The 14,177-nt window shown below is 67.8% G+C and carries 17 protein-coding genes; 12 read left to right on the top strand and 5 right to left on the bottom strand.

Annotation, left to right across the window (positions count from 1 at the left end; genetic code table 11):
• Positions 1 to 41: 41 nt before the first annotated feature.
• From hpf to ACMGRF_RS03050, 10 genes are all read left to right on the top strand, one after another.
• A complete protein-coding gene (gene hpf / locus ACMGRF_RS03095; RefSeq protein WP_005415556.1) occupies positions 42 to 359 on the top strand; it encodes a ribosome hibernation-promoting factor, HPF/YfiA family in 318 nt (105 codons plus the stop codon).
• Positions 360 to 380: 21 nt separating this feature from the next.
• Entirely contained in the window at positions 381 to 833 is a 453-nt protein-coding gene (locus tag ACMGRF_RS03090) for a PTS sugar transporter subunit IIA (protein ID WP_049415175.1), read from the top strand.
• Positions 830 to 1,780, top strand: a complete 951-nt coding sequence (hprK, locus tag ACMGRF_RS03085; protein ID WP_005408388.1) for an HPr(Ser) kinase/phosphatase — start codon at positions 830 to 832, stop codon at positions 1,778 to 1,780. The genes ACMGRF_RS03090 and hprK overlap by 4 nt, the downstream gene beginning before the upstream one ends.
• A gap of 27 nt (positions 1,781 to 1,807) precedes the next feature.
• Positions 1,808 to 2,692 (top strand): RNase adapter RapZ, encoded by an 885-nt coding sequence (gene rapZ, locus ACMGRF_RS03080; RefSeq protein WP_180879908.1) that lies wholly within the window; start codon positions 1,808 to 1,810, stop codon positions 2,690 to 2,692.
• 412 nt (positions 2,693 to 3,104) lie between these two features.
• Positions 3,105 to 3,497, top strand: a complete 393-nt coding sequence (locus ACMGRF_RS03075) for a PTS sugar transporter subunit IIA (protein ID WP_049410624.1) — start codon at positions 3,105 to 3,107, stop codon at positions 3,495 to 3,497.
• Positions 3,490 to 3,759: an HPr family phosphocarrier protein gene (locus ACMGRF_RS03070; protein WP_111096556.1), complete on the top strand. Its 270-nt coding sequence runs from the start codon at positions 3,490 to 3,492 to the stop codon at positions 3,757 to 3,759. The genes ACMGRF_RS03075 and ACMGRF_RS03070 overlap by 8 nt, the downstream gene beginning before the upstream one ends.
• 2 nt (positions 3,760 to 3,761) lie before the next feature.
• Positions 3,762 to 5,531: a phosphoenolpyruvate--protein phosphotransferase gene (gene ptsP, locus ACMGRF_RS03065; RefSeq protein ID WP_049410628.1), complete on the top strand. Its 1,770-nt coding sequence runs from the start codon at positions 3,762 to 3,764 to the stop codon at positions 5,529 to 5,531.
• A 194-nt stretch (positions 5,532 to 5,725) separates the two neighbouring features.
• Entirely contained in the window at positions 5,726 to 7,087 is a 1,362-nt protein-coding gene (gene mgtE, locus ACMGRF_RS03060) for a magnesium transporter (RefSeq protein ID WP_005415552.1), read from the top strand.
• Between the two features lie 105 nt (positions 7,088 to 7,192).
• Entirely contained in the window at positions 7,193 to 7,459 is a 267-nt protein-coding gene (locus ACMGRF_RS03055) for a hypothetical protein (protein WP_049410634.1), read from the top strand.
• Positions 7,460 to 7,530: 71 nt separating this feature from the next.
• Positions 7,531 to 8,328 carry a prolyl oligopeptidase family serine peptidase gene (locus ACMGRF_RS03050; RefSeq protein WP_099494704.1) on the top strand — a complete coding sequence of 266 codons (798 nt, stop codon included), beginning with the start codon at positions 7,531 to 7,533 and terminating at the stop codon, positions 8,326 to 8,328.
• Positions 8,329 to 8,552: 224 nt separating this feature from the next.
• Here the strand turns inward: ACMGRF_RS03050 and ACMGRF_RS03045 are convergent, their stop codons facing one another.
• The 3 genes from ACMGRF_RS03045 to ACMGRF_RS03035 are packed head-to-tail and all read right to left on the bottom strand — an operon-like array spanning position 8,553 to position 10,573.
• Positions 8,553 to 9,503, bottom strand: coding sequence for an aspartate carbamoyltransferase catalytic subunit (locus ACMGRF_RS03045; RefSeq protein ID WP_049410639.1), 951 nt, complete (start codon positions 9,501 to 9,503; stop codon positions 8,553 to 8,555).
• A gap of 16 nt (positions 9,504 to 9,519) precedes the next feature.
• On the bottom strand, positions 9,520 to 10,014 hold the full coding sequence (gene ruvX, locus ACMGRF_RS03040; RefSeq protein ID WP_262223333.1) for a Holliday junction resolvase RuvX: 495 nt from the start codon (positions 10,012 to 10,014) through the stop codon (positions 9,520 to 9,522).
• Positions 10,007 to 10,573: a YqgE/AlgH family protein gene (locus ACMGRF_RS03035; protein ID WP_049410646.1), complete on the bottom strand. Its 567-nt coding sequence runs from the start codon at positions 10,571 to 10,573 to the stop codon at positions 10,007 to 10,009. The genes ruvX and ACMGRF_RS03035 overlap by 8 nt, the downstream gene beginning before the upstream one ends.
• Positions 10,574 to 10,665: 92 nt before the next feature.
• Between ACMGRF_RS03035 and ACMGRF_RS03030 the strand changes: the two genes are divergently transcribed.
• Both ACMGRF_RS03030 and ACMGRF_RS03025 read left to right on the top strand, forming a co-directional pair.
• Entirely contained in the window at positions 10,666 to 12,459 is a 1,794-nt protein-coding gene (locus ACMGRF_RS03030; RefSeq protein ID WP_414485619.1) for a DUF4153 domain-containing protein, read from the top strand.
• Positions 12,456 to 13,001, top strand: a complete 546-nt coding sequence (locus ACMGRF_RS03025) for a DNA-3-methyladenine glycosylase I (RefSeq protein ID WP_049410652.1) — start codon at positions 12,456 to 12,458, stop codon at positions 12,999 to 13,001. The genes ACMGRF_RS03030 and ACMGRF_RS03025 overlap by 4 nt, the downstream gene beginning before the upstream one ends.
• Before the next feature lie 60 nt (positions 13,002 to 13,061).
• Here the strand turns inward: ACMGRF_RS03025 and ACMGRF_RS03020 are convergent, their stop codons facing one another.
• Positions 13,062 to 13,769 carry a YitT family protein gene (locus ACMGRF_RS03020; protein ID WP_005415543.1) on the bottom strand — a complete coding sequence of 236 codons (708 nt, stop codon included), beginning with the start codon at positions 13,767 to 13,769 and terminating at the stop codon, positions 13,062 to 13,064.
• 111 nt (positions 13,770 to 13,880) lie between these two features.
• Positions 13,881 to 14,093 carry a DUF4287 domain-containing protein gene (locus ACMGRF_RS03015; RefSeq protein ID WP_049410655.1) on the bottom strand — a complete coding sequence of 71 codons (213 nt, stop codon included), beginning with the start codon at positions 14,091 to 14,093 and terminating at the stop codon, positions 13,881 to 13,883.
• Positions 14,094 to 14,177: the final 84 nt, after the last annotated feature.

Here is a 14,177-nt window from a genome sequence, read left to right as displayed (position 1 = left end):
CGGAGAGGTTCATTGGCACATCCGAACACAGGAGAAACCCGATGCGCATCGAAACGTTTGGCAAAGACGTCGAAGTCACCCCGGCCCTGCAGTCCTATGTGGAGGAGAAGCTGGCCCGGATCGGAAAGCACTTCGACCAGCACTGCGAAGCGCGGGTGACCCTCAAGCTGCAGAAGACCGAACACCACGTCGACGCCAGCCTCAACATCCCCGGGCAGACCCTGCACGCCGAGGCCGGCGGCCAGACCATGTATGCCGCGATCGACCTGCTTGCGGACAAGCTTGACCGCCTGGTCATCAAGCACAAGGAGAAAAAACAGCAGCACGCACCGCTGCCGGTGGGCGACAATGGTGGCTGATCGCCACCGTTCCCCGCAGACATGCCCCTGACTGACCTCCTGGCGGCCGTGCAGACCCAGCTCTGCACGGCCACCGACCGTGACAGCGTCCTGCAGGCCGCCGCCGGGTTGCTGGCCTGCCGCCAGGCCAATGCCGAACAGATCTATCTGAACCTGTGCCAGCGCGAAGCCCTGGGCAGCACCGCGATCGGCCACGGTATCGCCATCCCCCACGGCCGCGCGCCGACCCTGGACCGCCCCCGTGGCGCCCTGCTGCGTCTGGCGGCCCCGGTCGACTTCGGCGGCGAAGAGCCGGTGGACCTGGTGTTCGCGATGGCCGTCCCGGCCCACTACACCCACCAGCACCTGATGCTGCTGTCCGAGCTGGCCGAGCTGTTTTCCGCGCCGGATATCCGCCAGGCCCTGCGTGAGGCCGGCGATGCCCGGGCCCTGCGCGAGGCGCTGGACATGACCCCACCTGCGAGCGCCGCATGAATACCAGCATCACCGCCCGTGAACTGTTCGAACAGCAGCGCGAGCGGCTGGGGCTGCGCTGGGCCGCAGGCAAATCCGGTGAGAAGCGCGAGCTGGAGGCCGGCAATACCGTCTCGCGGCGCCCCTCGCTGGCCGGCTACCTCAACGCCATCTATCCCAACAAGGTGCAGATCCTGGGCACCGAGGAACTGTCCTGGCTGGATGCGCTGGAACCGCGCCAGCGTTGGGAGACCATCGAAAAGATCATGCAGTCGCACCCGCTTGCACTGGTGCTGACCCGCAACCAGGCCTGCCCGGAAGACCTGCGCGCCGCCGCCGATGAATCCGGCACGCCGCTGTGGCTGTCGCCCAAGCGCGGCCACGAACTGCTCAACCACCTGTCCTACCATCTGGCGCGCACGCTTGCGCCGAGGGTGATCCTGCACGGCGTGTTCATGGAGATCTATTCCATTGGCGTGCTGATCACCGGCGAGGCCGGGTCGGGCAAGAGCGAGCTGGCACTGGAACTGCTCAGCCGTGGTCACCGCCTGGTCGCCGACGACGCCCCCGAGTTCACCCAGATCGCCCCGGATGTGCTCGACGGCACCTGCCCCGAACTGCTGCAGGACCTGCTGGAAGTGCGCGGTCTGGGCGTGCTGAACGTGCGCGAGATGTTCGGCGACACGGCTGTAAAGAAGAACAAGTACCTTCGGCTGATCGTCCACCTGACCAAGCCGATGACCGAGCCCACGCCGCATGGCTACGAGCGCCTGACCGGCGACTCGGGCACCCGCCATGTGCTGGACCTGGACGTTCCGCTGATCACCCTGCCGGTGATGCCTGGCCGCAACCTGGCCGTGCTGACCGAAGCCGCCACCCGCCTGCACATCCTGCGCACCAAGGGCATTGACCCGGCGGCCATGTTCATTGCCCGCCACAGCAATCTGCTGGAACGGCGGACACCCTGATCCCACTGCCCCTCGAAGAGCCTGTCCATGAGCACCGCAATCCCCACCGCCCCGACCCTGATCATCGTCAGCGGCCTGTCCGGCTCGGGTAAATCCGTCGCCCTGAAGACCTTCGAGGACCAGGACTACTACTGCTCGGACAACCTGCCGATCAATCTGCTGCCCGACTTCGTGCGCAGCCTGCTGGCCAACCATGACGGCAGCGCGCCGCGCCGCCTGGCCGTGGGCATCGACGTTCGCGGACAGGCCGACCTGAGCCAGCTGGGCGACTGGCGGCAGCTGGCCACCGACGCCGGCGTGGAAGTGAAGGTACTGTTCTTCGAGGCCAGCGACGAAACGGTGCTCAAGCGCTACGCCGACACCCGTCGTCGCCATCCGCTGAGCCAGCTGGGCCTGTCGCTGCCCGAAGCGATCGCCCGCGAGCGCGAGCTGACCGCGCCGCTGCGGCGTGAGGCCGACGCGGTGATCGATACCAGCACCCTCAACGTGCACCAGCTGCGGCGGCGGATCATCACCGAGTTCGCGATGGACCATGCCACCGGCCTGTCGCTGCTGTTCGAATCATTCGCCTACAAGCGCGGCGTACCGGCCGAGGCGGACTTCGTGTTCGATGCGCGGGTGCTGCCCAATCCACACTGGGACCCGGACCTGCGCGCGCTGAGCGGCCGCGAGCCGGGCGTGCGCGACTATCTGGAAGCACAGCCGGACGTGCAGCGTTACCTGGCCCAGCTGATGGATTTCCTCGATACGTGGCTGCCGAAACTGGGGGATGGCACCCGCAGCTACGTGACCGTGGCGTTCGGCTGCACCGGCGGCAAGCACCGCTCGGTGTTCCTGGCCGAGCGCATGGCCCGGCACACCCGCGAGAGGGGCTGGCAGGACGTGGCCACCTACCACCGCGAACAGGATTGAGGGGGGTCGGCCGGGCTGCGCCCGGCACCCGCCGGTAGTGCCGGCCGCTGGCCGGCAACAGCAACAGCAAAAGCGGCAGTCCGTGGGATGGCGGGGCGGTGTGGGCAGGCAGGACACGCCGTGAACCCCTCCTTGGGGGCTCGATGGCGCCATCCATGGCGCCAACGGTCCTGCCTGCCCACACCGCCCCGCCTCTGACAGATTCCGTGTGCTGTTGGTGGGTGTCGACCTTGGTCGACACGGTAGATCCACGCCATGCGTGGATGAATCGCTTTCAGGCATCGAAAAACGGATGGCGTAGGATCTCTTTTTCAACGAAAAAGGGCTCGCCAGCGAGCAACACTGAATACGGGACACAGTACCCCTCGCCTGCTGCTATCGCCAATTCACCTTGACCTGTTAACGTGCGGTAATGACCTGTGGCATTCTCCTCGTAACACATCCCGGGGTCGGGACCGCCCTGCTAGACGTGGCGACCCGGCTGCTGCGGCAATTGCCGCTGAAAACCGAAGCTTTCGAAGTACCGTTCGACGCAGACCTGGACGCCCTGCTCCCGCTCGCCTCGGCCGCTTTGCGGCGGGTCGACGGAGGTCACGGCGTGCTGATCCTGACCGACCTGTACGGCGCCAGCCCCGCCAACCTTGCCGGGCAGCTGGCCCGGCTGGGGACCCCGGTTCGCCGGGTATCGGCGCTGAGCCTGCCGATGTTGCTGCGGGTGATGAATTATCCGGAACAGGGACTGGATCAACTGCCCGCCACAGCCGCGGCGGGTACCCGTAATGGAGCGATAGTCGACGATGCTTGAACGAGAACTCACCGTCAGCAACCGCCTGGGCCTGCATGCCCGGGCCACCGCCAAGCTGGTGCAGACCCTGGCGCCGTTCCGCTGCAACGTGACCATGGCCGCCAAGGGCCGTGAGATCAACGCCAAGAGCATCATGGGCGTGATGCTGCTGGCCGCCGGCCAGGGCACCCCGGTCACCGTGCGCATCAACGGCGAGGACGAAGCCGCCGCGATGGAAGCGGTGGTCGCACTGTTCGAACGCCGCTTCGACGAGGACAGCTGAGCGTGCCGCGCGCACGCGCCGGCCAGGTCCCTTCCGGCCAACGGCCGGTACAGCTGCTGGCCGGCCACGGCGCCGCGCGTGGAACGGCGATGGGCCGGGCACGCGTGCGACTGCCGCATGCGCTGGAGGTAGCCGAGCAGCGCGTGGCCGCCCACCAGGTCGAGGCCGAACTGGCGCGCCTGCACCGGGCGCTGGATGCCGCGCGTACGGAAATGCACGAGCTGCGCCAGCGCCTGCATGGCGCCCTGAACCAGGAAGTGGGCGAGTTCCTCGACCTGCACGCGCTGCTGCTGGACGACCCCGAGCTGCTGTACGGCCTGGACGAGCTGATCCGCAGCGGCCCGTACAGCGCCGGCTATGCCTTGCGCCTGCAGCGCGACCGCCTGGCCAAGGTCTTCGATGGCATGGACGATGCCTACCTGAAGAGCCGCATGGACGATCTCGACCATGTGATCGGGCGCATCCACGCCTTCCTGCAACCCGAACGGCCGTCGGCGGTGAAAGGCCTGGCCGGCGAGATCCTGGTCTGCGACAACATCGCGCCCTCCGAGTTGGCGCAGCTGCAGGCACAGGGCGTGGTCGGCATCGTCACGGCCGCCGGCAGCGCGCTGTCGCACAGCGCGATCCTGGCGCGCAGCCTGCACCTGCCCCTGATCGTCAACGTGCCGCAGCTGCTCAGCCGCATCGCCGATGGCGACGTGCTGATCATCGATGGCGCCGACGGCAGTATCACCGTCAACCCGCAGGCCGACAACCTGCGGGACTACCGCGTCCGGCTGAAGGAGCACGCGCGCGAGCAGCGCGAGCTCGGCCGCCTGCGCAGCAAGCCCAGCCGTACCCGCGACCAGGTCGACATTGCCCTGCTGGCCAATGCCGAATCGCTGGAAGACGTGACCCAGGCGCATGCACTGGGCGCGCAGGGGCTCGGCCTGTACCGCACCGAATTCCTGTTCCTGCAGCGCAATGAGCTGCCGGACGAAGAAGAGCAGTTCCAGACCTACCGCGATGCCGCGCTGGGCATGAGCGGGCGGCCGGTCACCATACGCACGCTGGACCTGGGCGCGGACAAGGCCGACCGTACCGGCCTGACCCTGAGCAACGAAGAGAACCCTGCACTCGGCCTGCGCGGAGTGCGCCTTTCGCTGGCACGGCCGAAGGTGGCCGACACCCAGCTGCGCGCGATCCTGCGCGCGTCTGCGTACGGCAAGCTGCGCGTACTGGTGCCGATGGTCAGCACCCGCGAGGAGCTGCTGGCCGTGCGCCGGCGCATGCTCAAACTGACCGAACAGCTGCGCGGCGAAGGCCACATGGTGTCCGACCACGTACCGCTGGGCGCGATGATCGAAGTCCCCGCCGCTGCGCTGGCGCTGGAGAGCTTCATCGACCTGGTCGATTTCCTGTCGATCGGCACCAACGATCTGGTGCAGTACCTGCTGGCTGCCGACCGCAACAACGAGGCGCTGGGCGAACTGTATTCGCCACTGCATCCCGCCGTGCTGCGGCTGCTGCAGATGGTGATCGAGACCGGCGCGCGCCACCGCGTCCCGGTGGCGGTCTGCGGCGAGATGGCCGGTGATGCCCGGATGACCCCGCTGCTGCTGGCGCTGGGCCTGAGCGAGTTCAGCCTGCATCCCGGTACGTTGCTGGAGGTACGCCGCGCCATACGCGACGCTGACCTGGGCGCACTGCGCGCCCGTGCACCGAAACTGCTGGCCGCGCGCGACCGCCGCGCCATCGAGCGCTGGCTGGCGCTGGTGGCCGAAACGGCCTGACAGCCGAGGGTAGTGCGGGTCGCTGGCCGGCAATCTCATGGACTTCGATGGGGACGATTGCCGGCCGGTGGCCGGCGCTACCACCGCCCCTCGGCTATGCGTTGAAACATCCCCTTGCGATAATGACGCGCTGAACACCCCTGTTGCCGCATCCTTGCCGGGATCGCGGCTTTTCTTATCCCGCGGGAGCTGCGATGGCTGAAGCTGTACGCCACGACAAGACTGCGCGCCAACTGCGGATGCTGTCCGATGCACTGGACAGCGGCCGGCTGGGCCCGGTACGTCGCCTGGTCAACACCCTGGCCCCGGCCGAGATCGGCAACCTGCTTGAATCGCTGCCGCCGGGCAAGCGCGAGGTGGTGTGGGGCCTGGTCGATCCTGAAGACGACGGCGAGGTGCTGGTCCACGTCGGCGAGGACGTGCGCGAGAGCCTGCTCGCGGACATGGACCCGGACGAGATCATCGCCGCGGTCGAAGACCTGGACATCGACGATCTGGCCGACCTGGTCGAAGACCTGCCGGATACGGTCATCGATGAAGTCCTCAAGTCGATGGACCGCGAGAACCGCGAGCGGCTGGAACAGGTGCTGTCCTATCCCGAGGACAGCGCCGGCCGCCTGATGAACCCGGACGTGGTGACCGTGCGCGCCGACGTCAACGTCGACGTGGTGCTGCGCTACCTGCGCCTGCGCGGCGAACTGCCGGACCACACCGACCACCTGTTCGTGGTCAGCCGGCGGCACCAGTATCTCGGCCGGGTGTCGCTGGCGGCACTGGTGACCCACGAGGACACCACCCCGATCAACCGCCTGATCGACGACGAGCAGCCGGCCATCGACGTCGGCGAGAGCGACCAGGAAGTGGCGCGGCAGTTCTCCGACCATGACTGGATCTCCGCACCGGTGGTGGACGAGAACAACATCCTCGTTGGCCGCATCACCATCGATGACGTGGTCGACATCATCCGCGGCCAGGCCGAGCACCAGGCGCTGGGCGCCGCCGGCCTGGACGAGGACGAGGACCTGTTCAGCCCGGTCTGGCGCGCCATGCGCCGCCGCCTGATGTGGCTGTCGATCAACCTGTGCACGGCCTTCCTGGCCTCCAGCGTGGTCGGCCACTTCGAGGGCACGATCGACAAGCTGGTGGCGCTGGCGGTGCTGATGCCGATCGTGGCCGGCCTGGGCGGCAATGCCGGTACCCAGGTGCTGGCGCTGATGGTGCGCGGCCTGGCGTTGGGCCAGGTGGGCGCCTCCAACGCGCGCACGCTGCTGTGGAAGGAAGTGCGGGTGGCCGCGCTCAACGGCCTGCTGCTCGGCTCGATACTGGGGCTGATCGTGCTGGCCTGGTTCCACTCGCCCGGGCTGTCGGCGGTGATCGCCATCGCGCTGACCTGCAACCTGCTGTTCGCTGCACTGGCCGGCGTACTGGTGCCGCTGACCCTGAAACGCTTCGGCTTCGACCCGGCGCTGGCCAGCGGCATCTTCCTGACTGCCGTGACCGACTCGATGGGCTTCTTCACCTTCCTCGGCCTGGCCACGCTGGTGCTGCTGCACTGATCCCTGCCGGGCCGGATCCCCGCAACGCGGAGCTCCGACCCACGCCAAAACCCAGGGTCGGATCCCCGTTGCGCGGGGCTCTGACCCGATTCCAACTGGATCCTCATGGCCACTACGATCGAAAACTATTTCCAGCCCGGCTGGCGCGACCAGCAGCACACCTGCCCGGCCTGCGAATGGAAGGGCAGTTCGCGCGCCATGGAGATGGAACTGGACGAGGACGCGACCGAGTACGCCTGCCCGGTCTGCGAAAACCCGTTGCTGGTGGTGCTGCACCCGGACATGGCGCAGGTGCAGGCTGCGGCGGCGGCAGGCAATGCCGAAGCGCAGGAACAACTGGACATCATTGCCAGCTTCCCGCGCCCGCAGTGATGCGGCGCAAGATGCCGCGTTGACCTGCGGCGGACTAGGATGCGGCTGAACCCACCGCTCCTGGAACGTCGATGGTCCGTACGATGATGCGCTGGCTGCCAATGCTGGCGATCCTGATGATGGCCGGCTGCGCCTCGCACCCGGACAGCGCACGTGGCCGCTTCGAATCGCGTGCGGTGAAAGTGGATGGCCGTACCGCCTATTACCAGGTGTTCATTCCGGCAACCGCGGCGCGCACGCCTGGCGCGCTGCCGGTGGTGCTGTTCCTGCATGGATCCGGCGAGCGTGGCGGCGACGGCGTCAAGCAGACCCATGCGGGGCTGGGGCCGCACCTGCGCAGGCACGCGGCCGACTTCCCCGCGTTGGCCGTATTCCCGCAGGTGCCGGGCCGCCAGGAATGGAGCGGGCGCAACAACCGCGTTGCGCTGGCCGCCCTGGACGCCACCATCGCCGAGTTCGGTGCCGATCCCTCGCGGCAGTACCTGACCGGGATGTCGATGGGCGGTTATGGCAGCTGGAACATCGCGCTGGATGACCCCGGGCGCTTCGCCGCGATCGTGCCGGTATGCGGCGCGGTGCTGGCGCCGCGCGCGGTGCGTCCGACGCTGTTCGTCGAACAGGTGGCCCAGGAATCCGATCCGTATGCCGCGATCGCCAAGCGGCTTCGGCACACACCGATCTGGATCTTCCATGGTGCGCTGGATGATGTGGTGCCGCCGGACGACGACCGCAGGCTGCACGCCGCATTCCAGAACGCCAACGCGCGTGACGTGCGCTACACCGAATACCCGGAAGGCAACCACAATGCCTGGGATGCCACCTACGCGGACCCTGCAATGTGGGCGTGGCTGTTCGCGCAGAAGCGATGAACCGCAGCTTCTGCTGGGAAGGATGCAGGATTGCCCGATCCGGGAATGGCGGCCAAGGCGTAGGCGTGCGCGGTTCATGGGCCCAAGCGTGCGCCTGCCGGTATCGCTCTTCTATCGGGCAACCACGTCAGTACAGGTAGGCCCGGAACCATTCAATGGCCAGGCCCCCACTTCACCGCACTGATGGTTCAGTGCCGACCAACGGTCGGCACCCACCAAAGTGGTCAGCCCAGCAAGGTTTCCAGCACGGCCATGCGCACGGCGACGCCGTTGGCGACCTGGCGCAGCACCCACGATTGCGGGCCATCGGCCACGTCGTCGGTCACTTCCACGCCGCGGTTGATCGGGCCCGGGTGCAGTACCGCAGCGTCCTTGCCGGCACGCGCCAGGCGCTCGCGGGTCAGGCCGTACTGCGCGTGGTACTGCTCCAGCGACGGCACCAGGCCTTCTTCCATGCGCTCGCGCTGCAGGCGCAGCATCATCAGCGCGTCGACACCTTCCAGCATCGCGTCGAAATCATCGCCGACCACGCAGCCCTTCAGGGTCTCGTCATCCGGCAGCAGCGACTGCGGGCCGCACACGCGGATCTCGCCCACGCCCAGCGTGCGCAGCGCATGCAGGTCGGTGCGGGCCACGCGCGAGTGCTTCACGTCGCCGACGATCACCACTTTGAGCTTCGAGAAATCCGGGCCCTTGGCCTGGCGCAGGGTCAGCATGTCGAGCAGGCCCTGGGTCGGGTGCGAGCTGCGGCCGTCGCCGGCATTGATCAGCGCGGTGCCCTCGCCCGCGGCGTCGGCCAGCGCGGCCACGGCGCCGTCATCGGGGTGGCGCACCACGAAGCCGCGCACGCCCATCGCTTCCAGGTTGCGCAGCGTGTCACAGGCGGTTTCGCCCTTGCGCGTGGACGAGGTCGAGGCATCGAAGTTCAGCACATCGGCCCCGAGGCGCTGCGCGGCCAGTTGGAACGAGCTGCGGGTGCGCGTGGACGGCTCGAAGAACAGCGTGCACACCGCCGAACCGGCCAGCACGTGGCGCTTGTTGCCGACTCGGCCGACCGCGGCATCGCGGATCTGCCCTGCGCGGTCGAGCAACTGCAGCAGGGTTTCGCGCGGCAGGCCCTCCAGGGTCAGCAGGTGGCGCAGGCGTCCGGAGGCATCGATTTGCTGGGCAGTCATGGCGGGAGTCGTGCAGTCAGGGAATGGGGGTGGCGTCGTCGGGGGACGACAGCCAGCGGTCGATGATCACCGCCGCGGCCACGGCGTCGAGGGCGGCTGCATCACGTCGGCGCTTGCGTCCTTCGGCGCGCTCGACGGCGAAACGGCGGGCCGCCTCGACCGAGCTGGAACGCTCGTCGATCATCACCACCGGCAGCTTGAAGCGTTCCCGCAGCTGGCGGGCAAAGCCCTGCGCACGCTTGCGGTTGGGCTGGTCCTGGCCATCCAGGGTCAGCGGGTCGCCGACCACCAGGCCGTCGGGCTTCCATTCCTTGAGCAGGCGTTCGATCGCGGTCCAGTCCGGGCCGTTGCCGTGCACATCGACCACGGCCACCGCGCGCGCGTGCGCGGCGAAGGCACTGCCGATGGCCACGCCGATCCGTCGCGAGCCGACATCAAAACCCAGCACCGTGCCGTCGCGACGGATGGCCGGGGCAGCAGGAACCGGGGTGGGCGTGATGGGCTCAGACATGGCCGCTGTAGTCGGTCAGCCGGAACAGGTCCACGCCGATGCGCGAAGCCGCCCCCTGCCAGCGCTGCTCCAGCGGCAGCTGGAACACCAGCTCGGCATCGGCCGGCACGGTCAGCCAGCTGTTCTCGGACAGCTCGCTTTCCAGCTGCCCTGCGCCCCAACCGGCACAGCCGAGGGTGACCACGGCATTGGCCGGGCCTTCGCCACGCGCCATCGCTTCGAGGATGTCGCGCGAGGTGGTCAGGTACAGGCCGTGGCCCACGGTCAGGCTGGAATCCCACGCGCGCGCGTCGTCATGGATGACGAAGCCGCGCTCGGGATGCACCGGGCCGCCATTGAGCACCATGCGCGCCTGCAGGTCGCCATCACCGGTGGTGATGTCCATCTGCGCGAGCACTTCACCCAGCGTGTATTCGGAGGGCTGGTTGACCAGCACGCCCATCGCCCCGTTCTCGTCGTGCTGGCAGATCAGCGCGACGCTGCGGGCAAAGGTCGCGTCGAGCAGCGACGGCAGCGCGACGAGCAGGTGATCGGCAAGGGAGGTCGGCATTACAGGCATGGGCCCATTCTACCTGCTGGGGGCGGGATGGTCGCGCGATGGCGCCGAACCGCGATGGGCTAGGATGGTGCTTTGCCACGGAAGGTCATTAGATGCAGTCTTCATCGCCCCTGACCCTGCCGGCACGCAGCGCCATCGTCCTGCTTGCCCTGCTGCAGGGCCTGATGCTGTATGCCGCGCAGGAGCTGTCCGACGCGTGGCCGTTCCGCGATATCGGCTGGCGCTATTGCTGGTACGCCTGGGTGCTGGCCGTTCCGAGCGCGGTGGCGCTGAGCCTGGTCGAGCTGGGCCAGCGCCGACTGTGGCTGCAGGCCGTGCTCGGCTCGGCGGTGGTGCTGGCGCTGGCCGCCTGGATCGGCTGGAACCTCAATGGCGAGACCGCACTGGAGTCGGGCACGCTGCAGTTTCCGTTGACCCTGGGCATGGCCGTGGCGGTGTTCGTGGCCCTGCCCTGGTGGCAGTTCCAGCTGCAGCATGGGCACTGGCGCGCCAGCTACCCCGAGTTGTTCGAGCGCGCCTGGCAGAACGGTTTGACCCTGGCCCTGGCGGCGCTGTTCACCGGGCTGACCTGGCTGCTGCTGTGGCTGTGGGCAGCGCTGTTCCAACTGCTGGACGTGAATGTCTTCCGCGACCTGTTCCGGCAGGACGCTTTCATCGCACTGGCCACTGGCAGCCTGGCCGGGTTCGGCGTGCTGATCGGGCGCACCCAGCACCGCGCGATCCAGATCACCCGCCAGGTGCTGTTCGCGATCTGCCGTGGGCTGCTGCCGCTGCTGTCGTTCATCGCCGTATTGTTCGTGCTGAGCCTGCCGCTTACCGGGCTGGAACCGCTGTGGAAGACCCGTTCCGCCGCCAGCCTGCTGGTGGTGGTGTCACTGCTGCTGGTGACGTTTACCAATGCGGTCTACCAGCAGGGGGAAGACAGTGTTCCCTACCCTCTGGTGCTGCGCAGGCTGGTCGAAGCCAGCCTGCTGACGCTGCCGGTTTACGCCGTGCTGGCACTGTATGCATTGGGCCTGCGCGTGGCGCAGTACGGCTGGACCCTGGATCGCTTCTGGGCGGTACTCGTCGCATTGGCCACGGTCGGCTATGCCGTGGGCTACGCGCTGGCCGTGCTGCGCCGGCAGCGCCGCTGGCTGCAGATGCTGGAGCCGGTCAACCGCTGGATGTGCTGGGTGGTGCTGGCACTGGCACTGCTGGGCAACTCGCCCCTGCTGGACCCGGTGCGGCTGACCCTGTCCAGCCAACTGGCGCGGCTGCGCGCGGACCCGCCGGCGATCACCAGCAGCGACGTCAACGTGCTGCGCTTCGATCTGGGGCGCCGTGGCGTGCAGGCGCTGCGCGAACTGCAGCGCGATCCGGCCATCACCGCCGATGCCAACGCGCCACAGGTGATCGCTGCAGCCCTGGCACGTACCTCACGCTGGGACGACGGCCACCGCCTCGACAAGGGGCCGCAGGACGTCGCCGCCCTGCAGCGCGCGCTGAAGCTGGCCAAGGGATCCAGTTCGCCACCGGACGACTGGTGGAAAGCTCTGGCCACCCGATCGATCAATGGCGAATCCTGCGCCCAGAGCGAGCGCGACTGCCTGATCGTGCATCGCGACCTGGACGGCGATGGTACCGGCGAGGTGCTGCTGTGCGAGCTGAACACCCACCGTGGACCGGACTGCGTGCTGTACGCACGTGGCAAGGATTCCCAGTGGCGCCGCGCCGGTGCGCTGTTCGGCACCGTCAGCGGCCAGGCCGAGACGATCAACCACGCCCTGCGTGACGGCAAACTCACTCTCGTGCCGCCCCGCTGGCCGATGCTGTCCATCGGCGGGCACCCTGCGGTGGCCATCGATCCCGAATCCGAATCCGAATCCAGCGAGCCTTCCCCATGAGCGGCTACTGCCTCATCGCCCCGGGCCATCCGGTGCACGACTACTACCACGCCAACGAGTACGGCTTCCCGCAGCGTGACGAGCGCGAGCTGTTCGAGCGGCTGGTACTGGAAATCAACCAGGCCGGGCTGAGCTGGGAAACGATCCTGAAGAAGCGCGACGGCTTCCGCGCAGCCTATGACGGCTTCGATGTGGACCGCGTGGCCGCGTATGCCGAGCAGGACATCGAGCGCCTGCTGTCGGACGCGGGCATCATCCGCAACCGGCTGAAGGTGCTGGCGGCGATCCACAACGCGCAGGTGATCCAGCAGCTGCGGGCCAGCCATGGCAGCTTCGCGGCGTGGCTGGATGCACACCACCCGCGCAGCAAGGCCGACTGGGTGAAGCTGTTCAAGAAGACGTTCCGCTTCACCGGCGGCGAGATCACCGGCGAATTCCTGATGAGCCTGGGCTACCTGCCGGGGGCGCACGCCGAGGATTGCCCGGTGCATGCGCGGCTGCTGACGCTGTCGCCGCCGTGGTTGCAGGCCGCCGCCCGCTGATGGATCTCCGCGCGTGGGTGCCGGTAGTGCCGGCCGCTGGCCGGCAACCCCGTTGAACGGTCACACGCCCATGTAGCGGCCAGGGCGGTGGTTGAACATCAGCACGAGGCTGAGCACCACCGCGCCGATGGCCGAGTACAGCACCTTCGACGGCGACAACACGAAGAACGCGGCCACCATCAGGCAGGCGTCGTAGGACATCTGCACCTTGCCCGCGCTCCAGCCACGGGTGCGCTGCAGGTACACCGCCAGGATGCCGATGCCGCCAAGGCTTGCACGGTGGCGGATGAAGAACAGGATGCCCAGGCCGGACAACGCGCCACCGACGATCGCCGAGTACAGCGGGTTGATGTGCGAGAAGTCGATCCAGCGCGGCAGCAGGTCGGTCAGCACGCCACAGGCGGTGACCGCGGCGAAGGTCTTCAGGGTGAATTCCCAGCCCATGCGCCGCAGCGCCACCCAGTAGAACGGCAGGTTGACCAGCACGAACACCAGGCCGAAGTTCCAGCCCATCGCGTAGTGCAGCAGGAAGGCCATGCCCGCCATGCCGCCGATCATCAGCCCGCCCTTGGCGAAGATGGCCAGGCCCAGCGAGGCCACCATCGTGGCCAGCACCATGCCCTGCACGTCCTCGGCGATCGAGTGACGCAGCGCTTTGTCGTCGGCGGTGGTGCCGGCGCTGTCGGGCGGCGGGGTCAGCGGACCGGCGGTGACCAGGTGGCCGTCAGCGTCGTCGCACGGCGCGGGGCCATGGGAGGGAAGGGACATACGGGTGGGGAACAGCAGGTGGGGAGCGGTATTAGACACGATCTGCATGACAGTTGCAGATGAAATCGTTCAGCTGAATTCGCCCGCCCCATGCCCCCTGCCCGCCGCTGCTCAGCCGTTGCCGGCCAGATGGTGCGCCACCAGCGCGTTGGCATGGCCATGGCCCAGCCCATGCTCACTTTTCAGGAAGCTGACCAGTTCCATGTGCTTGAGGCCCTTCTTTCCCGCCAGCAGCCCGAACCAGTGTGCCACCGGCTGCCCGTAGGTCTTCTCGATGGAGGGGAAATACGAGGCCGGGCCTTTCGGCTTGGTGTCAGTGCTCATGTGCAGCTCCCGTTGAAGTCATTCATTCGACGAACCACAGACGCAGAAATCGACATACCCACACGTCCGACCCAGTGCCGACCA

This window comes from Stenotrophomonas sp. EMP41, from assembly GCF_047495535.1.
Classification (GTDB): Bacteria; Pseudomonadota; Gammaproteobacteria; order Xanthomonadales; family Xanthomonadaceae; genus Stenotrophomonas; species Stenotrophomonas sepilia.
Note: the sequence above shows the minus strand (reverse complement) of the source record. Positions and strands in the feature narration are given on the sequence as shown.